18 protein-coding genes are annotated in these 22,491 nt (G+C 46.5%); 17 read left to right on the top strand and 1 reads right to left on the bottom strand.

All coding sequences use genetic code 11. The features are described from left to right. Nucleotides 1-14 precede the first annotated feature (14 nt). The 3 genes from EKN16_RS05975 to EKN16_RS05985 all read left to right on the top strand — a co-directional run bounded on the left by EKN16_RS05975 (nt 15) and on the right by EKN16_RS05985 (nt 2,453). Nucleotides 15-1,001 (top strand): aldo/keto reductase, encoded by a 987-nt coding sequence (locus EKN16_RS05975; protein WP_125654555.1) that lies wholly within the window; start codon nt 15-17, stop codon nt 999-1,001. A 121-nt stretch (nt 1,002-1,122) separates the two neighbouring features. Beyond that, on the top strand, nt 1,123-1,644 hold the full coding sequence (locus tag EKN16_RS05980) for a hypothetical protein (RefSeq protein ID WP_125654557.1): 522 nt from the start codon (nt 1,123-1,125) through the stop codon (nt 1,642-1,644). A 23-nt stretch (nt 1,645-1,667) separates the two neighbouring features. Beyond that, nucleotides 1,668-2,453 carry an HAD family hydrolase gene (locus tag EKN16_RS05985; RefSeq protein WP_125654559.1) on the top strand — a complete coding sequence of 262 codons (786 nt, stop codon included), beginning with the start codon at nt 1,668-1,670 and terminating at the stop codon, nt 2,451-2,453. A 241-nt stretch (nt 2,454-2,694) separates the two neighbouring features. Here EKN16_RS05985 and EKN16_RS05990 read toward each other — a convergent pair whose 3' ends face one another. Next, the gene (locus tag EKN16_RS05990; protein ID WP_125654561.1) at nt 2,695-3,237 is read right to left on the bottom strand and encodes an acireductone dioxygenase; all 543 of its coding nucleotides are present in this window, start codon (nt 3,235-3,237) and stop codon (nt 2,695-2,697) included. A gap of 211 nt (nt 3,238-3,448) precedes the next feature. On the opposite strand from EKN16_RS05990, the gene metH reads away from it, so the two are divergent. The 14 genes from metH (at nt 3,449) to EKN16_RS06060 (ending at nt 22,433) form a co-directional block, all read left to right on the top strand. Next, nucleotides 3,449-6,886 (top strand): methionine synthase, encoded by a 3,438-nt coding sequence (gene metH / locus EKN16_RS05995; protein ID WP_125654563.1) that lies wholly within the window; start codon nt 3,449-3,451, stop codon nt 6,884-6,886. Nucleotides 6,887-7,059: 173 nt separating this feature from the next. Continuing rightward, on the top strand, nt 7,060-7,998 hold the full coding sequence (gene rnz / locus EKN16_RS06000; protein WP_125654565.1) for a ribonuclease Z: 939 nt from the start codon (nt 7,060-7,062) through the stop codon (nt 7,996-7,998). A gap of 236 nt (nt 7,999-8,234) precedes the next feature. Continuing rightward, complete coding sequence (locus EKN16_RS06005; protein ID WP_232016246.1) at nt 8,235-9,266, top strand: metal-dependent hydrolase; 1,032 nt, start codon at nt 8,235-8,237, stop codon at nt 9,264-9,266. A gap of 233 nt (nt 9,267-9,499) precedes the next feature. Beyond that, complete coding sequence (locus EKN16_RS06010) at nt 9,500-11,746, top strand: DEAD/DEAH box helicase (RefSeq protein ID WP_125665896.1); 2,247 nt, start codon at nt 9,500-9,502, stop codon at nt 11,744-11,746. Nucleotides 11,747-11,797: 51 nt separating this feature from the next. Further along, on the top strand, nt 11,798-13,234 hold the full coding sequence (locus EKN16_RS06015; RefSeq protein ID WP_125654567.1) for a ribonuclease H-like domain-containing protein: 1,437 nt from the start codon (nt 11,798-11,800) through the stop codon (nt 13,232-13,234). After that, nucleotides 13,231-14,322: a Gfo/Idh/MocA family protein gene (locus tag EKN16_RS06020; RefSeq protein ID WP_125654569.1), complete on the top strand. Its 1,092-nt coding sequence runs from the start codon at nt 13,231-13,233 to the stop codon at nt 14,320-14,322. Before EKN16_RS06015 ends, EKN16_RS06020 begins: the two co-directional genes overlap by 4 nt. Further along, nucleotides 14,323-15,141 (top strand): TIGR01457 family HAD-type hydrolase, encoded by an 819-nt coding sequence (locus EKN16_RS06025; protein WP_125654572.1) that lies wholly within the window; start codon nt 14,323-14,325, stop codon nt 15,139-15,141. 25 nt (nt 15,142-15,166) lie between these two features. Then, nucleotides 15,167-15,982, top strand: coding sequence for an Fpg/Nei family DNA glycosylase (locus tag EKN16_RS06030; protein WP_125654574.1), 816 nt, complete (start codon nt 15,167-15,169; stop codon nt 15,980-15,982). Beyond that, complete coding sequence (locus tag EKN16_RS06035; protein WP_375782066.1) at nt 15,955-16,827, top strand: deoxyribonuclease IV; 873 nt, start codon at nt 15,955-15,957, stop codon at nt 16,825-16,827. The genes EKN16_RS06030 and EKN16_RS06035 overlap by 28 nt, the downstream gene beginning before the upstream one ends. Continuing rightward, on the top strand, nt 16,824-17,129 hold the full coding sequence (locus tag EKN16_RS06040; protein WP_125654576.1) for a cyclic-phosphate processing receiver domain-containing protein: 306 nt from the start codon (nt 16,824-16,826) through the stop codon (nt 17,127-17,129). The genes EKN16_RS06035 and EKN16_RS06040 overlap by 4 nt, the downstream gene beginning before the upstream one ends. Nucleotides 17,130-17,184: 55 nt before the next feature. After that, nucleotides 17,185-17,967 carry an ABC transporter ATP-binding protein gene (locus tag EKN16_RS06045; protein WP_125654578.1) on the top strand — a complete coding sequence of 261 codons (783 nt, stop codon included), beginning with the start codon at nt 17,185-17,187 and terminating at the stop codon, nt 17,965-17,967. Then, nucleotides 17,964-18,980, top strand: a complete 1,017-nt coding sequence (locus EKN16_RS06050; protein ID WP_232016248.1) for an SAM-dependent methyltransferase — start codon at nt 17,964-17,966, stop codon at nt 18,978-18,980. Before EKN16_RS06045 ends, EKN16_RS06050 begins: the two co-directional genes overlap by 4 nt. Before the next feature lie 233 nt (nt 18,981-19,213). Beyond that, on the top strand, nt 19,214-20,773 hold the full coding sequence (locus EKN16_RS06055; protein ID WP_164522689.1) for a serine/threonine protein kinase: 1,560 nt from the start codon (nt 19,214-19,216) through the stop codon (nt 20,771-20,773). A gap of 103 nt (nt 20,774-20,876) precedes the next feature. Then, nucleotides 20,877-22,433 carry an ABC-F family ATP-binding cassette domain-containing protein gene (locus EKN16_RS06060; RefSeq protein WP_125654582.1) on the top strand — a complete coding sequence of 519 codons (1,557 nt, stop codon included), beginning with the start codon at nt 20,877-20,879 and terminating at the stop codon, nt 22,431-22,433. Nucleotides 22,434-22,491: the final 58 nt, after the last annotated feature.

Raw genomic sequence — 22,491 nt, forward strand, 5'->3', positions numbered from 1 at the left:
ATGGAGGGAAACAAATGGAATATCGTTTACTAGGTCGAAGCGGACTTGCCGTTTCAGAGCTTTGTCTTGGTACGATGACTTTTGGGAATACAACTAATGAGAGCGACTCAATTGCTATGATGAATCGCTTTTTCGAACGCGGAGGAAACTTTCTGGATACCGCTAATGTCTACGTATCTGGACGCTCTGAAGAAATCGTCGGTAAATTTATTCAAGCACGTAGATCCGAGGTTGTACTTGCAACTAAGGTTCGGTTTGCAACGGAAAGCCATCCTAATGGGGTAGGGGTTTCACGCAAACATATTCTTGATGGTGTTGAAGCTAGCTTGAAGCGGCTTAATACCGATTATATCGATCTATACCAGGTTCATGTATGGGATCATGCTACACCTATAGAAGAAACCTTGCGAGCGCTTGATGACCTTGTTACATCAGGCAAAGTACGTTACATAGGCTGTTCGAATTTCTTTGCTTGGCAATTAATGAAGTCACTAGCTACAAGTGATCGGAACCGATATGTACGATTTATATCCATTCAACCGCAGTATAGCTTGGTTAGCCGTGAGATGGACAGAGAAATGCTATCACTTTGCTTGGAAGAGAATGTTGGCGTGATTCCTTGGGCACCACTTGGTGGTGGCTTCCTAACAGGACGTTATACAAGAGAGGAACCAACCTCTGGCCGATTGACGACAAGGCTGGGTGAGAGCTCATGGCCTAACCGGGCCTCTGAGCAGAATTTTGCTGTTCTTGATGCTGTGCGCGATGCTGCCAAAGAACTGGAGAAAACACCTTCCCAAATTGCTTTGAACTGGCTGCTCCAACGTAAAGGAATAACATCGCCTATTTTTGGAGCGAGCACACTTGAACAGTTTGAAGATAATATGGGTGCAATTGACTGGACAATGCCGGAATCGGTTTGGAACCGTCTAGACCAAATAAGTGCATTGCCTTCGGAATATCCGAACCGATTCATCGCGAAGTTCGCAAGACCTTTTTGATTTTGATAGTTATTAGTCTTTAGTCTTTAGTCATTAGTCTTTAGTCATTAGTCATTAGTCATTAGTCATTAGTCATTAGGGATCGTTATCACCACGGTTGAAACTATAAGGGGGAAAGAAATTGTCAAGATCTTGGGAACGCAAAGTACAGAAGAATCAAACCGTCATTAATAAGCAAAGAAAGAAACAAGGGAAGGCACCCTTGATGGCAACGGCCAAATCAACAGCAGAACCTATTGATACCTTCAAAGGGCGCAGCATTCTAATGCCTGCGTTTCTAGTTCTCTTTACTGCGATGTATGTCATACTTACGTTGAATTCGGATAACTACAAGAATTCAGGCAAAATGTTCTGGGTAACGATAGGGCTTTATTTGTTCTTAGCTCTTGTGTTTGCACTTCGCCGTCCTTATATGGCTGTCGGTAAGGATTATATTCGTTCCCGTCGCTTTGGTGGAGATCGTTCGGTCTACAAAGCAAATATCAAGGCGATCACGATTCAGAAGGGTTATGTAATCGTGGAGCAGATCAAGGGCGGCAATTGGGTATTCTCCCGCGTTATTAATCGCTATCCGACTGAACAAATGGCAGAACGTTTGCGTACTTTTGCAGCGTCTCAAGAAATCCCTCTTAACGAAAAATAAACGACTGGAGTGCTATTGCGATTATGGCTAAGAAAGCGGTACTTTTTGATCTGGATGATACCTTATTATGGGATGACCGAAGTGTGAAAGAAGCCTTCGAAGCTACCTGCCAAGCGGCAGCAGCCAAGACAGGACTGGATGTACATGCATTGGAGGAATCGGTGCGACATGAAGCGCGAGAATTATATCAATCTTACGAGACCTTTGCTTTCACTAAAATGATTGGTATTAATCCTTTCGAAGGACTGTGGGCTGATTTCAAGGAAGGCGAGCAAGAAGAGTTCCGCAAGCTGCAGCAGCTTGCACCGAGTTACCGGAAGGAAGCTTGGACACGTGGGCTTAAGGCACTAGGTATTGACAATGAACAGCTTGGCGCTGAGCTTGCGGAGCAGTTCCCAGCAGAACGCCGCAAACGTCCATACATATATGAGGAAACGTTCCGAATTTTGGATAAGCTAAAGGGAACGTACAAGCTGTTATTGCTAACAAACGGCTCGCCAGATCTGCAGAGAGAGAAGCTTGCCGGCGTACCTCAGCTTGTGCCTTATTTTGATCATATTATTATTTCTGGAGAGTTCGGCCAAGGTAAACCAGCAGCGCCTATTTTCCTGCATGCGTTGGAGCGTCTTGGTATCGATCCTGAGGATGGCATTATGGTAGGGGACAAGCTAACAACTGATATTCTGGGCGCGAATACGATCGGGATGACTTCCGTATGGGTGAATCGGCACGGAATGACGCGCACTGACGAAATTATTCCATCACATGAAATCAGTCATTTGGAAGAGCTGCTACCGCTGCTCGTATAAATGAACGAGATACACAGTACTCTCTTTCGATAAAAGAAGAGTCACATTTATAAAAGGACCCTTTCGGGGCAACTCACTCCAAGCTGGAGGGGCTGTCCCGGAAAGGGTCCTATTTTTAATATAAGGAAGTATAAGTTTTCCCAGCACTTTGCTTATTTTTCAGAGGAAAGAAACTTGCTTCGCCGCAAAGGCCAAGGACGGTGTTAGCCGTTTCTTCTTGTTTGTCTACCTATAAATTTGGTTATGCTTTCTGGAATGAGGAGTCCTCAAATGGATGAGCGATCCAGCCTTCTTTCTCAATGAAAAGACGAACGGCTACGATTTGACGATTGTCCATTAAAGTAAAGAAGTGAGGCTTATATTCCGGCACGGAGATCACATCACCAGCTTCAAGCTCAACGTCGAAGTAACCTAGTTCATCGCTGCCTTTAATGATGAAAATTCCGCGACCAGCAGTAATGGCACGAACTTCATCTTCGGTATGTGTATGCACTTGCTCGAATTTCTGAAGCACTTCTTCCAGGTTAGGTGTTGCTTCCGACAGTGCGACGATGTCCCAGGTATGGTAACCGCGGCGTGCTGCTAGGTCGCGAATTTCTTCACTGTAAGTGGTTAAAATAAGTTCTTTGTCCTCGTCGGACAATACGAATTTGTTATCAAGCTCAGTAGGAAGCTTCGCTGGATTCCAATGCTCATACAATACCTCTTGCTGATCTAGAAAGGCGCGAACGTTTGCTTCGCCTGAAATACGATCATCCGTGTTGCGAATTCGAATTTCTGCCATTTGATATCCCTCGTTTCAATTATACTTAATTCCGATAAGAATAATTATAAAGCAAAAAAGTTGGGCTGTCGACTAACGATCATGTGACAGAAAGAGCCTTTTCACGCACCGTCGATTCTGATAGACTAAAGATTAATGATTTTCACTGACAGCATACAGTTTCACAAGGATATATGGGATTGCTGCAGCTTCGGAAGGGAAGTTTTCATCAATGACAAAACCAACAATACAGGAAATGTTAAATAAACGTATACTCCTTCTCGATGGAGCGATGGGAACAATGATCCAGCAGGCGGATCTCGGACCTGAGGATTTTGGCGGCGAGGAGCTTGAAGGCTGCAATGAGATGCTTGTGCTGACACGTCCGGATGTCATACAAGGGATTCATGAAGCCTATCTTGAAGCCGGTACGGATATTCTTGAGACGAATACGTTCGGTGCAACAAGTGTAGTTCTGAACGATTATGATATTCCTGAAAAGTCTCGGGAAATCAACCTGGCGGCTGCAGCTATTGCAAGGCGAGCAGCTGATGCGTTCTCAACACCTGAGCATCCGCGTTTTGTAGCGGGCGCAATGGGTCCGACTACCAAGACGCTCTCGGTAACGGGCGGCGTGACCTTTGATGAATTAGTCGATAGCTACTATGAGCAGGCAGTTGCACTAATCGAGGGAGAGGTCGATACGCTGCTGCTGGAGACTTCGCAAGATACGCTCAATGTTAAAGCGGGAACTATTGCGATTCAGAAGGCTTTTGTAACAACAGGGAAGAAACTGCCTATCATGATTTCCGGTACGATTGAGCCGATGGGCACAACGCTCGCAGGACAAAATATTGAATCGTTCTATATTTCTCTCGAGCATCTTAACCCGATATCAATCGGTCTTAACTGCGCAACTGGACCAGAATTTATGCGTGATCATATTCGTTCACTATCTGCCATTGCTCGCTCCGCAATAAGCTGTTACCCGAATGCGGGTCTTCCGGACGAGAATGGTAACTATCATGAGTCACCTAGCTCGCTTGCGAAGAAAATGGCAGCCTTTGCAGAGCAAGGCTGGCTGAATATTGCCGGCGGCTGCTGCGGAACGACTCCTGATCATATCCGAGTGATGGCAGAAACGCTGGCCAATTATGAGCCGCGCCGTGAGCAAGGAGATCATCCTCCTGCGGTATCCGGAATCGAGACGGTCTACATTGAAGATGAGAACCGCCCGATCATGATCGGAGAGCGGACGAATATTTCGGGTTCGCGCAAGTTCAAACGATTGATCAAAGAAGAGAAGTTTGAAGAAGCCTCAGAGATTGCTCGTGCACAGGTTAAGGGCGGCGCGCATGTCATAGATATTAATCTGCAGGACACCGATATCGACGAAGAAGGTGCCGTGCATAAATTCTTGCCTGAAGTCGTTAAGAAAATCAAAGCACCTTTGATGCTGGATTCCACTTATGATCATATAATCGAGCTTGGCTTGAAATATTCACAAGGTAAAGCCATTATTAACTCCATTAATTTGGAGGATGGTGAGACTAAATTTGAGAAGATTTTGCCACTGATTCATCAATATGGAGCTTCCGTCGTCTGTATTCTAATTGATGAACGAGGACAAGCGGTAACCCGTGAAGCAAAGATTGAGGTCGCTACTCGTTCTTATAATCTGTTAGTCGACAAATATGGGATGAACCCTGAGGATATCATTTTTGACCCCAATATGTTCCCGGTAGGCTCTGGTGACCCGCAGTATATCGGTTCTGCTGTCGAAACGCTCGAGGGCATTCGCATGATTAAAGAGCTGTTCCCAAAGGCGAAGACTATACTCGGTCTGAGCAATATCTCCTTTGGCTTGCCTCCCGCGGGTCGTGAAGTATTAAACTCGGTTTATTTGTATCATGCTACAAAAGCAGGGCTAGACTATGCGATTGTTAATACAGAGAACCTTGAGCGGTATGCATCCATACCTGCAGAAGAACGACATCTAGCCGAAGAGCTCATCTACAATACGAATGACGATACGTTAGCTTCTTTCGTAGCTGCTTTCCGTGACAAGAAGATCGAGAATAAAGAAAAAACGTCTAATCTGCCGCTTGAAGAGCGCCTTGGCACTTATGTAATTGAAGGAACGAAGGAAGGTTTAATTCCAGACCTTGAAGAAGCACTGAAGAAATATTCGCCGCTAGAAGTTATCAATGGGCCGCTTATGGCAGGGATGGCTGAGGTCGGTCGACTTTTCAATAACAATGAGCTTATCGTCGCAGAGGTGCTGCAAAGTGCTGAGGTTATGAAAGCATCAGTCGCATATCTAGAACCCTTTATGGAAAAGAACGAGTCCGCTGTTAAAGGGAAAATCATTCTTGCAACTGTAAAAGGCGATGTTCATGATATTGGGAAAAACCTTGTTGAGATTATTTTGTCCAACAACGGTTACAAAATCATAAATCTTGGCATCAAGGTACCGCCTGATCAGCTCATTGAAGCTTACCGTAAGGAAAAAGCGGATGCGATCGGCCTCTCTGGTCTGCTTGTTAAATCAGCTCAGCAAATGGTTATAACGGCTCAGGATCTTCGTACAGCCGGTATTGATGCGCCAATTCTTGTAGGCGGAGCGGCGCTGACGCGGAAATTTACGAAGAACCGGATCGGACCCGAATATGATGGTCTTGTGCTCTATGCCAAGGATGCAATGGATGGGCTGGATATTGCCAACAGACTGATGAATCCGGATTTCAGGAAGATCTATGAGGAAGAGATGGCTGCGTTCAAAGCTTCCGGCGGTGCCGAAGAGGAAGAGAAGAAGCCGCTTCCTCAGTTAACTCGCGTTGAACGATCGAAGATTTCAGTGGATGCCCCTGTTTTTATTCCGCCTGATCTTGAACGTCATGTTCTCCGAGATGTGCCAATTCCACATATCGTGCCCTATATCAATATGCAGATGCTGCTCGGTCATCACCTTGGATTGAAAGGGAATGTGGATCAGCTGCTTGCGGCGGGTAACGATAAAGCTGTTAATTTGAAGGAAACGGTAGATAATATTCTCCAGGAAGCAGCCAAGGGTGCCATTCATGCACATGGGATGTATCGTTTCTTTCCGGCACAGTCTTCTGGCAACGACATTATCATTTATGATTCACAGGATCCAAGCAAGGAGATCAAACGCTTCACATTCCCGCGTCAGCAGGTGGAACCATTCCTTTGTTTGGCTGACTATTTGAAGCCAGTAGAGAGCGGCGTTATGGACTATGTTGGGTTCCTTGTGGTGACTGCTGGAGAAGGGGTTCGGGAAAAAGCAACGATTCTCAAAGATAACGGGGATTACTTGCGTTCCCACGCTCTTCAATCGGTTGCGCTAGAGGTAGCAGAGGCAATGGCGGAACGCGTTCACCATCTCATGCGTGATACGTGGGGCTATCCGGATGCACCGGAGATGACCATGCAGCAGCGTCACGGTGCTCGTTATCAAGGGATTCGAGTATCATTCGGCTACCCTGCATGCCCGAATCTTGAGGATCAAGAGCCGTTGTTCGACCTAATGAAACCGGAAGATATCGGCGTGGAGCTGACAGAAGGTTTTATGATGGAGCCTGAAGCATCTGTATCCGCGATGGTATTTGCTCATCCGGAAGCCAAATATTTTAACGTCGATAAGGCATAGTTAACGTTTACTGAAGGCTGGTTGAGGTTAAATATCCCTCAGGCTAACAAGTTTGATCGGATCAACTTGCATAAACCCGTCTTACTTTGCATACCCTCCGCAGAACGGCATATGTTCGTGCTGCGGAGGGTATTCCTATAGCTTATAACGAACAGCAGAGGGGGGAGCAGCCTTTGAAACTCACGTTTCTTGGCACAAGCGCAGGTCGGCCTACGAAAGCGCGTAATGTCACATCAATTGCATTGTCCCTGCCTGAGCCACAGCATTGTTTTTGGTTGTTTGATACGGGAGAAGGAACTCAGCATCGATTGCTTGGAAGCAAGCTGAAGCTGAATAAATTGGAGCGTATATTTATTACGCATCTTCATGGCGACCATTTGTATGGTCTTCCAGGCTTATTGACCAGCCGATCTTATTTCGAAGGAGCCGTACCTTTGCAAATCTATGGCCCACCAGGTTTACAAGCCTTTATCGACTGCGTTTTCCATCAAAGCGGTGTGCATCTTGGCTATGAGCTATCAATCACCGAGATCGTGTCTGGACAGATTGTAACGGATGATTTTTTTACGGTTGAAGCAGCCGAACTGGAGCACCGGATGCAGTGCTTCGGATATCGGGTAACGGAGCATTCGCAGCCGGGCAAATTGAATTTACCTTTGCTTAAGACACTTGGAGTTCCTTCGGGACCTATGTATGGCAAACTCAAGCAGGGAGAAGATGTGACTTTGCCGAGCGGTGAGATGATTCGTTCCTCCGACGTGGTAGGGCCGCCTGTCGCTGGTCGCATTATCACGATTCTGGGGGATACTCGTCCTTGTGAGAATGCAATTACGCTGTCAAAAGATGCGGATTTGATCGTTCATGAGGGAACCTTTGCCGGAGGAATGGAAGAGAAGGCTGCGGCATATGGGCATTCTACCGTACTTCAAGCAGCGGAAACGGCAGCAAAAGCGAATGTGAAGCAGCTCGTGATGACTCATTTTAGTTCACGGTTCGATGATGCTGCCATTGAGCTGCTTGTCCAAGATGCGAAGGAGATTTTCGCAAATGTAAGTGCTGCTCATGATTACTTAGAAATCAACGTGGATAGGGTAACCTCAGAAACCGATTAATGGAATGGCATCTCAGGTGCGTTCAACAGAAAAAGAGACAAATTGCCGACGTAGTGGCAGCTTGTCTCTTTTCTTTATGTTCCAATCGCGTGTTACTCAGAATAGATAAACGGTTCTCACTTTCTTACTTAAACAATTTAAGGAATTCACGCATGGAGTTTGGCAAGTCCGGCTATGCGTGACCAGAAACTAAGCCAGCGATTACAAATTTATTATATCCCGTAAATAATCCACGAATGAACCAGCGATATAATAATCCAGTAGGCTCCGATACGATCTTAGAAAGGGTGATCACCTTGGATACCGGAAGTCATTTATTGTTTGGTGTTACGCTTGCAGGACTCTCTATGCTTGATCCAGCTGTCATGAATCATCCTGAGGTTATGCATGCCGTCCTTGCAGCTACGCTCATTGGAAGTCATGCACCTGATTTTGACTCCGTCGTAAGACTTCGAGGAGAGGCCGCTTACATTCGGCATCATCGCGGGTTGACACATTCACTGCCTGCGCCTGCTGTGTGGGCACCACTAATTGGCTTACCCGTTGCTTGGCTGTTTGGAGCAATGGCGCATGGATGGATCGTCGTTCTTTGGTCATTTATCGCGGTTTCCTTTCATATCGGTTTGGATTTGTTTAATGCATATGGGGTTCAGTGCTTACGGCCCTTTTCAAAGAAATGGTGGCATCTCGATGTGCTTTGCTTATTCGATCCCTATATGTTCCTATTGCATGCTGCCGCTGCGCTCGTCTGGCTGTTCGGTGGGTTGTCTCCAGGGCCCATGTTTGCATCGGTGTATGGCATTACGATCGTTTATCTCATATGGCGAACAATAGAAAGTAAGCGAATTATCAAGAAATTACGTAGATCCTACGGCACTCAAGGAAGCATCACACTCATTCCAAGTTTGATCGGACGTTCCTGGCAGTTTGTAGCCGAGACTGATACGGCTTATATAACCGGGACTGTTAGACGTGGCAGCGTTACGCAGGAGGCAGAACTTAGTAAGACCAAACCTGAAACCTATTCCACAATTACAAAAGCAACGATGTCTACAGATGGAGTGCGTGCCTTTCTCCATTTTGCTGAGTTCGTTCATGTTCAAGTCAATGAGAAGCTTGATGGCTATGAGGTAACGTGGAGTGATGTACGCTTTTGGCACAATAACAGTATGCCATTCTCAGCAGCAGTCACGCTCGACCGTGATTTAAATGTACAGAGCGATCAGCTGGGCTGGAATAAGAAATCATGGGAAGCGCCTCATATTTAAGGATAGAGCCGCACTCTTGTCGCACGCGTGGCAAGAGTGCGGCTTTTTTTGCTAAAATACGTCTATTAATAAAAACCGATAATCCAAATTGATTTTATTTTACATATACGACGGGGGAGCTTACAGCCGCCTCGTCTTTTTTCGATTATTTAACCAACTTCCTATTCCTGCTTCTAGCCAATCGAACAAACATTCGCTAAAATGTTCTATATAAAGAGGTGACATTTAAAATGATGAAAAAGAAATCACTAGCAGACTTAATAGAAGAACTTCGCGTGAATGAGAACATCGTTAATTGGCATGAAATCGAGCCGCAGGAAGCAAGAACAAAGCCGCTGCCGAACAGTGTTGATTCACGAATCAGAGCTGCGTTAGAAAAGCGCGGAATAACTGAACTATATTCTCACCAACATACAGCGTTTCAGACAGTTACCGCAGGTGAAAATATAGTTGCTGTAACGCCGACAGCTTCGGGCAAAACGCTTTGCTACAATCTCCCTGTATTACAAACTATAGCGGTTGACGATACCAGCAGGGCGCTTTATCTATTTCCGACTAAAGCACTGGCACAAGATCAAAAAAGCGAATTGAACGAAATCATAAAGGAAATGGGAATAGACATTAAGAGTTATACCTATGACGGGGATACGTCGCCAGCAATACGGCAGGTCGTTAGAAAAGCCGGGCATTTAGTCATTACTAACCCCGACATGCTGCATTCGGCGATTCTACCGCATCACACAAAATGGGTTAGCCTTTTTGAAAATCTGAAATTTATCGTAATTGACGAGCTGCATACGTACCGGGGGGTGTTTGGTAGCCACGTTGCTAATGTAGTCCGAAGATTGAGAAGGATATGCAAATTCTATGGCAGCAATCCTATTTTTATTTGTACATCTGCCACGATAGCAAACCCGAAAGAATTAGCGGAACAGTTGACCGGAAGCCCAATGCGATTAATTGACGATAACGGGGCGCCCAGAGGAAGAAAACATTTTGTATTCTACAATCCCCCGATTGTAAATAAGCCGCTGAACATTCGGAAAAGTGCCACTGTTGAGGTAAACAACCTGGCTAAAGAATTTTTGAAAAATAAGATTCAAACCATTATTTTTGCCCGAAGCAGGGTAAGGGTTGAGATTATATTGAGCCATATACAAGAACTGGTTAAAAACGAAATCGGTGCGAAGTCCATTAGGGGATACCGGGGCGGTTATCTTCCTAGTCAGCGGCGGGAGATCGAAAAGGGATTAAGGGACGGCGAAATATTGGGTGTTGTAAGTACGAATGCTTTAGAGTTAGGTGTAGACATTGGGCAGCTGCAGGTATGTGTAATGACCGGATACCCTGGGAGCATAGCCAGCACCTGGCAGCAGGCTGGGCGTGCAGGGCGGCGGCACGGTGAAGCACTCATATTAATGGTAGCTAGTTCTACCCCTATCGACCAATACCTGGTACAAAACCCAGACTACTTTTTTGACCGTTCTCCCGAATCAGCACGGATTAACCCAGAAAACTTAATCATTTTAGTCGATCATTTGCGTTGTGCTGCTTATGAACTGCCTTTTAAGGAGACAGAGGAATTTGGGCCGTTAGACGTCACCGACATTATGGAATATCTTGTAGAAGAACGAGTACTGCACCGAAACGGAGATACGTTCTACTGGGCGAATCAATCTTTCCCTGCAAGTAACATTAGTCTGCGGTCAGCTTCCCAAGAGAATGTCGTTATTATCGACCAGTCAAATACAGCCAATGTGCAAATTATTGGTGAAATGGATCGGTTTAGTGCAATGACTCTACTGCATGATGAAGCGATATACCTGCACGAAGGGGTACAGTACCAAGTTGAAAAGCTGGATTGGGAGCATAAGAAGGCTTACGTTCGAGAAGTGGACGTTGAGTACTACACTGACGCTAACCTAGCCGTACAGCTAAAGGTGCTGGAGATCGACAGGACAAGCCATAGAAATAAAGCTTCTATAAACTATGGAGACGTAACCGTAAATGCCATTCCTACTATATTCAAAAAAATAAAATTGACCACTTTCGAAAATATAGGGTCGGGACCTATTAATTTGCCAGAAGAAGAATTGCATACTAGCGCAACCTGGCTTGAACTAAAGGAAGCAGACCCCGAAATAGGCGTGAAAACGCTAGAGCAGCTTATGCTGGGAATTGCGAATGTGTTTAAACATATCGTTCCTGTACTTGTTATGTGTGACCGTAACGACATTCACGTCATTTCACAAATAAAAGCAGCACATACACAGCTTCCTACTATTTTCATATCTGATCATTACCCTGGTGGTATCGGATTAGCAGAAGACGTATATAAGAGATTCGATGAAGTGAAAAACGCGGCTAAGAATCTAATTGAAAAATGCCCATGTAAGGATGGATGCCCGTCATGTATCGGAACCGAAATAGAAGGAATCAACGGGAAACAAAAGAGTATACAGCTTTTGTCCCAATTATGATTCAAGGGTCTGTACCCGACTTCATCAATATCAGGCTGCGGAGGTGCCATTATGAGCGGGCTGCGTGATCGACTGCTAAGACTCCGAGGATCAGCCGCTTCAAAGAGTGAGCTGCAGGCAGGGATGCCTATCGAAATAACTATAGAGCAGAAGCCGCCTGAAGAGGTGAAGCACTCCGATGAACTTAAGCACAGTGGAAATGAAGAGTTCGAGAGTCTTCCATCAGAATGGGATGCCCATGGGGTTCGTCTGATGCAGACAGAGGTGGGCACTTTCCTCATACGAGAGGTGCATTATCCGACTGCATATCGCCATGGGATTCACAGCCTTGATGAACTGCAAGAAGCGGTAAGTGGATTAGTTGCTTTCCGCAAACCGGAAGAACAGCCTTCTATTCGCAGTGCTAGAGCTGATTCTGACCTTAAGCTCCCGATAACGGAGGATAAAATGCCGAAACCAACACCGGATAAGGATATACAATCTGCTATCGATCCGGATCAGCTGTTATTCTTAGATTTGGAGACAACAGGGCTTGGCGTAGGTACTGGGAATGTACCGTTCATGGTCGGACTGGCATACAGCAAGAATGGTACCTTTGTTGTCGAACAAATGCTAATTCGTCATCCGGCGGAAGAACGAGCAATGATAGCTTACTTAAGCAGTAAATTGCCGGCTTACACACATTTGGTGACTTATAACGGTCGAACCTTTGACTGGCCCGTTCTTCACACCCGATTCATCTTAAATGGCTTCCGAAATTTTAAATGGGAGCCTATTCATATTGACCTGCTTCATCCCTCTCGAAGTGTTTGGAGGAATACGCTTACCTCTTGTAGGCTGAGTCATGTGGAGGAAGAGAGACTTGGTATAACCCGAACAGACGATGTACCCGGTTCCCTTGCTCCGGCGATCTACTTTCAATATCTGGCGGATGGTCAACCAGAACCGCTGCTGGGCGTCTTTCGTCATAATGAGATAGACATGCTTTCGCTTACTTGTCTTGCCATTCGTTTCGGTCATATTCTTAATGGTCAGATCGGCTCCTTCGTTAAGCAGCCTTCGGAGCATGAAGAGATTCTTAGAACGGGATTGTGGCTGGAGAAAATGGGAAAAATAGAGCATGCGGAACAAATGTATGCTAAATTGTCGGAGGATGAGCGTACGCCTATTAGATGTTTATGTGCACTGGCTCAGCGAGACAAGAAATGTGGAAATTGGACGCGTGCTGTGTTATTGTGGCAGAAGGCTGTTCATGCTTCTACCTATACGGATTGGTCGGATTGGGAAGCACATATTGAATTGGCGATGTACTATGAACATAAGACGAAGCAGTTTGAGATCGCGTTAACACTTGCAGAGACCTCTTTCACTATTGCGCAGCGTCGATATGCCAGCATCAGGCTGGATGCCAAAAGACGGCTTGAGCTTGAGGCCATTCGTAAGCGTATGGACCGACTGCGTTCGAAGATTAGGAGGCTTTCCGGATGAAACCAATACGATTCGCCATTCTTGGCTTCGGAAATATAGCAAAAACACATATGACCGCTCTGCGTGCGCTGCCTATCATAAAGAAAATGCCGGTTGTACCCGTATTAGATACATTAATTACAAGAAATCCAGCCGTTCATCAGGCTCAAGCGGAAGCAATCGGCTTCAGGCGCGTGATCTCCTCTTCAGCAGAGGCAGCTCTAGACGATAGCATTCATGTATTTGACATTTGCACGCCCAATGCCAACCATTTCGATGATGTTAACACCGCACTTAGCGGAGGGAAAGCAATATACTGCGAGAAGCCGGTAACGGAATCGTACGAGCGATCGACGGTTCTATATGACTCCGTCAAGAAGCATCCAAACACGCTTCAGCAGCTTGCTTTTACATTTCGCTACCATCCTGCAGTGATGCGAATGAAGCAGCTGCTGGAGGATGGCGTAATTGGCGAGGTGCTTCAATGCAAAATCTCTTATCGTCGATCCGGATATTTGAATCCGCAGCGCCCAGTGAGTTGGAGACTGCAAAGCGGCATGTCCGGCGGAGGTGCAATCAGTGATCTTGGTGTTCATGTGCTTGATCTTCTCAGGCATTGGTTCGGTGAGCTCGTCGATGTAAGAGGGCGCACGAACACCTACGTACAGAAGCGCCCAGATGAGAAGACAGGGCAACTCGTCGACGTTGACGTTGATGACTGGGCGATGATGCATTATACGACGGTGTCTGGAGTTAGCGGAACTGCAGAGGTATCGCGAATTTCGCTTGGCTCTGATGCTTATGATATTCAAATTGTTGGTTCACAAGGATCCATTACATGTGATCTCGAAAGAGACTTAACACCACGTGTACATCTGTTGAAGGGCAGCAGCGCAGCTATACCTGCTTCTGACTCACTTGTGTTGTTACCAGACGAGAAGTCCACGATGGGGATAGCGGTAGATACCCATTTCGCAGCGCTTTACCATTTTCTGCTGCGTTATACAGGAGAAGATCGGTTTCCGGGATTAGCCCCTACCCTTGAAGATGGTGTGAAGGTGGAATATTGGATAGATCGTGTCCTTCAAGAGAATAAGGGGTGGGCATAGATGGCAGATAGTCATAGTGCTTTACGCGGCCTCTTAATCGATTTGGATGGAACACTCTATCACGGACATAAGATGATTGCTGGGGCGGACAAGCTCATACAAATGCTGCAGGATAAGAAGGTTTCTTATTTATTCGTTACGAATAACTCTACAGGAACGGCTGAAGTTGTCGCAGAACGGCTGCGTAGTATGGGAATTCCAGCTAAGCCAGAGGATGTATGCACATCCGCGCAGGCTGCTGCATTTTATATCGCGGAGCAGAATCAGGGTGCTCGCGTTTTTGCCGTTGGTGAGGACGGACTTCGAAGTGCGATAATGGATGCAGGACTGCAGTTGGTCGACGAGAATCCCGATATTGTTGTGCAGGGGATGAATCGTCAGCTAACTTACGATCAGGCTGCTCGAGCCGTAAGCTTTATCTTGAATGGAGCAAGCTACGTGTTGACGAATCCAGATAAGCTTCTGCCTACGGCTGATGGTTATATCCCCGGTGCTGGATCAATCTCTGCCATGCTTCAAACCGCTACTGGAATAGCGCCCACAGTTATTGGTAAACCCTCAGCGATTCTGATGAACTTTGCGCTGAAGAAGCTTGGGCTTCAAGCCGCAGAAACATGGGTTGTGGGCGATAATCCACATACGGACATTGCAGCTGGTCAAATAGCGGGATGTAAGTCGGTGCTAGTGTTGACAGGACTTGCAACTAAGCAGAATTACAAGCAGCTTCTTGAAGCGGCTTGCTGCGATGCGGATGTTGTTCTGGAGGATCTTCATGATTTACATACCTATATTGGCGACAAACTAGCCTCACAACAATAAATGCCGACAGGAAGGAAGAATAGCGATGCCAGAATGGCCAGAAATGGAAAACTATCGCAAAATGCTGGCGGAGCGAATTTCCGGGCAGCCAATTCAGGATGTGGAAATTACCCGTCCCAAATCGATAAATGTATCTCCTGAAACCTTTAAGGGGGAGCTTATCGGCCGAACGATATGGTTCGTAGAACGACGCGGCAAAATGCTCATTTTTCATCTAGATAACGGAAAACGTCTTCTGCTCCATCTCATGCTTGGCGGTTTGATTCACTTCGGACCACGAGAGGAGCGCCCTGATCGTACCGTTCAGGTGGCCATTGATTTTCCTAATGGAGAATTGTGCTTTATAGGTCTGAGACTGGGCTATATTCACTTTCTTACGGTCAAGGAAGTGGAGGCTAAGCTTGCCGACCTGGGACCTGATCCATTCGATAAAAGAATAACACTTGAGAAATTCATCGAACGCTTCAAGAGCAAGCGGGGATCGATCAAGACGGCCATGCTGGAGCAGCGTGTCCTTTCAGGAATCGGCAACTGTTATGCAGATGAGATCGCATTCGAAGCGGGAATAAGACCAAGTGCACGCATCTCTGATATTGAGCCTGAATCATGGGAACGTCTTTATCATGCGATGCATAAAGTTCTGCTAGAAGCTGCAGCTCTAGGCGGTTATATGGAAATGCCTCTAACAGCAGATGACACGCTTACCGGTGGCTACAATGATCATTGCCGTGTATATGATCGCGGAGGAGAGCCGTGCGTTCGCTGCTCCGGTACAGTGGAACAAGGAGAAATCAATTCACGTAAAATATTCTTTTGCCCATCCTGTCAGCGAGATCGGTAATCAAGCGGATGCGAGCGGGTTGCCATGTCTCTACAAAGGGCGGTTACGCCCAGGCCGCGAAGACAGCCGCTTCTTTGGGGGCGGAGTCCTTTCAATATTTCCCGAAGAATCCACGCAGCTTGGTTGTCAAATCCTTCGATGATGGAGATGCGAAGCGATGTGCGGCGTTCTGCCAAGAGCGCGGTATCGCTTCTATTGCACATTCACCCTATCCGACGAATATCGCGGCAGAAGACCCTCAGCATCGGGCGAGAACGGTGGTATCTCTGCTTAATGATCTGGACATTGCAGAAGCATGCGGCTCGCTTGGCGTCGTGGTCCATTTTGGCGTATATAAAGGACCTAATCCGCTTGAAGGCTATCAGAACGCTATCTTTACGCTGAACGCTGTTACATCGCAGTGGAAGGGCCAAGCGAAGCTATTAATTGAGAACCAGGCTGGTGAGCACACCTTCATGGGAACGACGATGGAAGAGCTCGCACAAATTCGCAGCCTTGCTGACCATCCGCATCAAATCGGATTTTGCCTAGATACGTGTCATTTGTTCGCGAGTGGCGTATGGGATGGAAGCGTCGATGCACAGTGGGTGAGAAGAGCCAGGGAGCTCCATGTGCTAGAGCATCTTGTAGCGATCCATCTGAATGATTCGGTTTATCCTTCCGGAGCAAAGAAAGATCGGCATGCAGTCATCGGAGAAGGATATATCGGTGAAACTGGGCTAAAGTGGCTGCTCAATATGCCGGAGCTCGTTAATTTACCGTTTGTCTTGGAAACGTCTGCTGGAGCAGATGGAACTCACCGAGAACAGCTTGCGCTAATCCGTGAATGGGGAGGATCAGTATGATCAACGTTTATTTGGATGATTATCGGCCGTGTCCAAAAGGGTTTGTTCTAGCGGTCAATGCAGAGGCATGCATGCTTCTGCTAAGCACAGAGGAAATCGATATCTTGTCCCTCGATTTTGATCTAGGCTGGGGGCAGCCTACGGGACTTGAGGTCGTTCAATATATTGTAGATAGCGGCCGCTACCCGAAGAGCGTATATTTTCATACATCCAGCCCGGCAGGACGCATGCAGATGATTCATTTGCTCAGGCAGCATGCCCCTCTTGAAGTAACCATTCACAACGGTCCAATGGGTTCTTAGTAAATGGGATGGGTTGGGTTGGATGTATGACATGAGATAACGAGGAGGATTAATAATGATTCATTTAAACCAAATCTTTCTTCGTCGAGAAGAACGTCAGTTGTTGAATGGCGTTACGCTGGATATGAAAAAAGGAGAGCATTGGGTGATTCTTGGCCGTAATGGATCAGGGAAAACAACCTTGCTCGAAATGATGAACGGTCATTTGTTTCCTTCGTCAGGAACAATCGATGTACTTGGTCACCGCTATGGGGAAACGGATCTTCGCGAGGTACGCAAACAAATAGGTTATATCAGTCAATCTGTTATTGAAAAATTGACGCTTCGTGATCCTGTCTGGGAGGTTGTTGCCACTGGTGAATATGCATTCCTCCGTTTCTATCAAGAGATTGATGATAAGGTGCGTTTGAAGGCGCTGCAGCTGCTTAGTGAAGCGGGACTTAGTCACGTCGCCTATCAACCACTCAGCACATTGTCACAAGGTGAGAGGAAGAAAGTGCTGCTGGCCCGGGCATTAATGTCAGAACCTAAGCTTATCGTGATGGACGAGCCTTGCGCAGGTCTGGATTTTCACGAGAGAGAGAAGCTGCTGATTGATTTAGGTCGATTAGCTGATCGGGATATTATGATTGTTTATGTAACTCATCATACCGAGGAAATTATTCCGTTATTTACACATGTTGCCCTCATTCATGATGGACAAATTACGGCCGCTGGGCCCAAAGAAGAAGTTCTTACTACAGAAAGACTTAGTCAAACCTATGATTGGCCAGTTGAGTTGGAATGGGCGAACGAAAGACCTTGGATTCGTGCATCAGCAGGAGGTAATAAATCGTGACCCAGTGGATAGGTACAGCCAACCATGGCTTCGCGACACTAGCGATGGAAGAGCTTCGCCGATTGTTTCGTGAGGTAAAGTTCGTTCAGCTAAAAGCAGGGGAAATCTTCCGAATGGAAGTTCCGCTAAGCAGAGAAGAAGCAATAGCTGAGTTGCTGGCTAATGAGCCTATTTTTCTGCGACATATTCAGCCGATAGACCGCACCTTGCCCATTCAAGGAGATGCGGATGATTTGGAAGCTTTATCAGAGCTGGTTCGTAATGCTCGAATGAGATGCGAGGGGAAGACCATTGCGATTCATTTGCGCCGTGCGGAAGGAACTCCATTCCTATATTCCGCGTCGGATACGAAGGCTGTATTGGATGCGGTCATTATGGAGCTTGGTGGTGAACCCGCCATGCAATCACCAGATGTAATCTTCTCGATTTATGCAGGAGCCGAGGAGCTGCAAGTGGGATGGGGAACACCTAAGGAGCAGCTATCGGATTGGCCGGGAGGAGCCGTTCGGTTCCAGCGTGAAGACGGTCAAATATCGCGGGCGAAATTCAAGCTTTTGGAGGCGGAACGTGCATTCAATCTCCATTTTGAAACGTACAAAGAAGCAATGGACATCGGCGCCGCACCTGGCGGCTGGACGCATCTTCTGTTGGAACGCGGCCTGCGTGTAACCTCGGTTGATCCAGCAGAACTTCATCCTGTCTTGAAGAGCTATCCAAGACTCAGTTATCTGAAGAAAAATGCTTCCGATGTGAAATTCCCCAATGGAACCTTTGATCTGCTAGTCTGCGATATGAGCTGGAGTCCAATGCAAATGTCTAAGCTTGTGCTTGAGAAGCTGGACGCTCTGACGAACCGTGCAACGGCTATTATTACGGTCAAGCTGATGCACAAGAAGCCATTGCAAACCATTCGAGACGTAATTGAACGTCTTGAATCCGAATTCGTACTGAAAAAGGCAAAGCAATTGTTCCACAATCGAGACGAGATTACGTTATACTTAATTAAAAAGTAAGTTCGCAAGTTGAGCGGCGAACGATTGGGAAAGCATCCCGAATGAGCAGGCATGAGCCTGTCCAATCGGGATGCTTTTTTTAAATATAAGAAAGTATAAGCTCCCTCTATACTTTGCTTATATTTCAGAGGGAAGAAACTTGCTTCGCCGCCAAGGACGGCGTAAGCTGTTTCTTCTTGTGCATGGAAGAGAATGGGGAAGAACGCAAATTATACGAGGAGGAGCTGGAAAAGATGACATTAGAGCATACAGGTTATGACAATGGCACCATCATTGGAGAGCGTTATCGAATAGTAGGTTTAATCGGTCAAGGAGGTATGGGCGAGGTATATGCGGTGGAGGATTTAAGACTACAGGGTAAGCTGCGCGCGCTTAAGGTGAATAGGGGAACCGTTAAGGATGGCGTATACAGTGCGGAGGAGGCAGGGCTGCTCATGCGTCTTAATCACCCCCACCTCCCACTAATTACGGACTATTTTTCAGCAAATGAGGCAGGACATGAAATACTCATCATGGATTATATTGATGGATTGACGTTAAAGTCCCATCTGTCAGAGAACGGAGGGGTGATGCAGTTATCGGCTGTGCTGGAGATTGGCATTCAGTTATGCGACGCATTAGGCTATCTGCATGCCCAGCATCCTCCCATTATTCATCGTGATTTGAAGCCTACGAATGTCATGATGGAGCGTAGTGGATTTGTTCGATTAATTGATTTTGGCATCGCAAGAAGATATAAACGAGGGCAGAGTCAAGACACGGTTAGCTTGGGTACACCGGGGTTTGCCGCACCTGAGCAGGAAGGTCAGCAGCAAAGCGATGCTCGTACGGATGTATTCGGACTTGGCGCATTATTATACTATCTATTGAGTGGTGGGAGCTTGCGCATGAACAGCGCGGCTGCACCGACCAGACTTTTGCCTCATTTACCTGCTCCATTCAATGCGGTCCTTGCTCGCATGGTTGATCCTTTACCTGAATTTCGTTATTCGTCTATGGAAGAAACGAAATTGGCGTTAGCTAACTGTCTGGTACAATTTCAGGGCTATTCCGCTGCATTAGCTGCTTCTGCTCCAATGGCAAAGAAACAGCAGCGTATCGTTGTTGCATCCTTGTCAGCTGGCTCTGGAGCCACCTTTGTAAGTATTACGCTCCTCCATTTGCTAGGTTTAAGAGGGATAGACTGTGCTGGCGTTGAGCATCCGGAGCTTGAGCCTGAGTGGAATGCCTTGCTTAATCTTTCGGAGCAGGCCAGTGCTGAATCCCGGAGACCCCTTGATTCTAGGTATAGGAGATCTGCCCTCCCAACTTTACCGATTACTTGGCATGCTCTTCATCCCTTTCACTCACGAGATGATGCGGAGCAAGCACTGAAATATCGATTAATGATGGATTCTTTGCAGCAGTCTATCGTAGTGACGGATTTATCTAGTAAGTGGACCTCCAAAGAAGTGGAGAATGAAGTGCTGCAGGCGGATGTTTTGTTATTCGTTGTGGATCCTTTTCCAGCAAAATGGTCCCTGCAGCGCATGAAGGCTGTTCAATCGATTTGCTTTGAGCGAAATAAGCATCATCGATCTACATTATGGATTGCAAATAAAGATCAACGGTTTCAAACTCGAGTAGAATGGCTAGCGATGATCCCGGCAAAGCCTATATTAACGATACCGATGCTGCCTTCAGAGGAATGGGTAGATCAAATGTGGGAAGGCAAATGGGCTACGGCGCATAAAAGGTGGCTTCCGACGCTGGAACGAGCTTTTCAACCCATATTCGATAAGGTTTTTGCATGAAGTTGACACAACTAGCGAGCTCCTATGATACAATGATACGCGAGCGTTGATTTCAAGATGCTTTGTTTATTGATGAACAAAAAGAAATGGAGCCTCTAATCACATGAGTTTATTGACAGTAGAAGATTTATCCCATAATTTTGGTGATCGTACTTTGTTTAAAAGTGTATCCTTTCGCTTACTTGATGGTGAGCATGTGGGGCTTGTTGGTGCAAATGGTACCGGCAAATCGACGATGATGAATATTTTGACCGGTAAACAATTGAAAGACGAAGGAAAGGTTGAGTGGACCTCTAAAGTTCGCTTCGGCTACTTGGACCAGCATACGAAGCTAGCCCCAGGTAAAACGATCCGTGATGTTCTAAAGGATGCCTTCTTACCGCTGCTTGAACTTGAGAAAGAATTGAATGAAATTGCCTTACAAATGGCTGATGTTGATCCCGATACGCTTGAAATTCTGCTTGTTCGAATGGGAGAAATTCAAGAAGCACTGGATATCGGTGATTTCTATATGCTTGACACTAAGGTAGATGAGATGGCGAATGGACTAGGTTTGAATGCGATCGGTCTTGACCGCGATGTAACGGCTTTGAGTGGTGGTCAGCGGACGAAAGTATTGCTAGCAAAGCTGCTGCTCGAGAAACCTTCGGTCTTATTACTCGATGAGCCTACGAACTATTTAGATGATGAGCATATTTCATGGCTGACCCATTACTTGAAGGGTTATCCGTATGCCTTTATTCTGATTTCCCATGAAACGGGTTTTATGAATGAAGTGGTGGATATCATCTATCATCTGGAGTTTTCGAAGCTAACCCGCTATGCAGCTAATTATGAAAAGTTCCTGGTTATGGCTGATATGAACAAGAATCAGCATATCGATGCTTATGAGAAACAGCAGGAATATATTAAGAAGCAGGAAGAGTTCATCCAGAAGAACAAAGCGCGTGCTTCAACGAGCGGACGCGCGAAGAGCCGCGAGAAGCAGCTGGACCGTATTGATCGCATTGATCGGCCAGAAGAATCGGTTAAACCGACCTTTGGCTTTAAGGAATCCCGGACGAGCGGTAAAACCGTATTTGAAGCTCAAGGTCTTCAAATTGGCTATAATCGCCCACTTCTCCCGGAGATGAACATGCTGGTTGAACGTGGTGATAAGATTGCCATCGTCGGCTGTAACGGGATTGGTAAATCAACGCTTCTTAAGACGATTCTAGGTGTTATTCCACCACTAGATGGTAAAATATATCGCGGTGATTTTCTGCACCCGGCTTATTTTGAGCAGGAAGCGAAAGCACCAACAATGACACCTCTTGATGATGTGTGGAACGAATTCTCGTCGATGAATCAGCATGAAGTACGTGCGGCGTTAGCGCGCTGTGGACTTAAGAATGAGCATATTACGCGTTCGCTCAATCAGCTCAGCGGTGGCGAGCAGGCGAAGGTGCGACTATGTAAATTGATGATGCGAGAGAGTAATTGGATCGCATTCGATGAGCCCACCAACCATCTGGACGTCGTAGCGAAAGCTGAGCTCAAACGGGCACTTCAAGCTTTTAAAGGCACAATCGTTCTTGTCTCCCATGAGCCAGATTTCTATGAGGACTGGGTAACGAAGGTTTGGGACGTTGAGCAATGGTCCATGCAGCCAAGCAATTAATATCCAACACGATAATTGCTGCTTTCTAAGGTATAGAAGTTGCAGGCGGAGGGATTTG

The sequence above is a fragment of the Paenibacillus baekrokdamisoli genome (assembly GCF_003945345.1).
GTDB lineage: Bacteria > Bacillota > Bacilli > Paenibacillales > Paenibacillaceae > Paenibacillus_Z > Paenibacillus_Z baekrokdamisoli.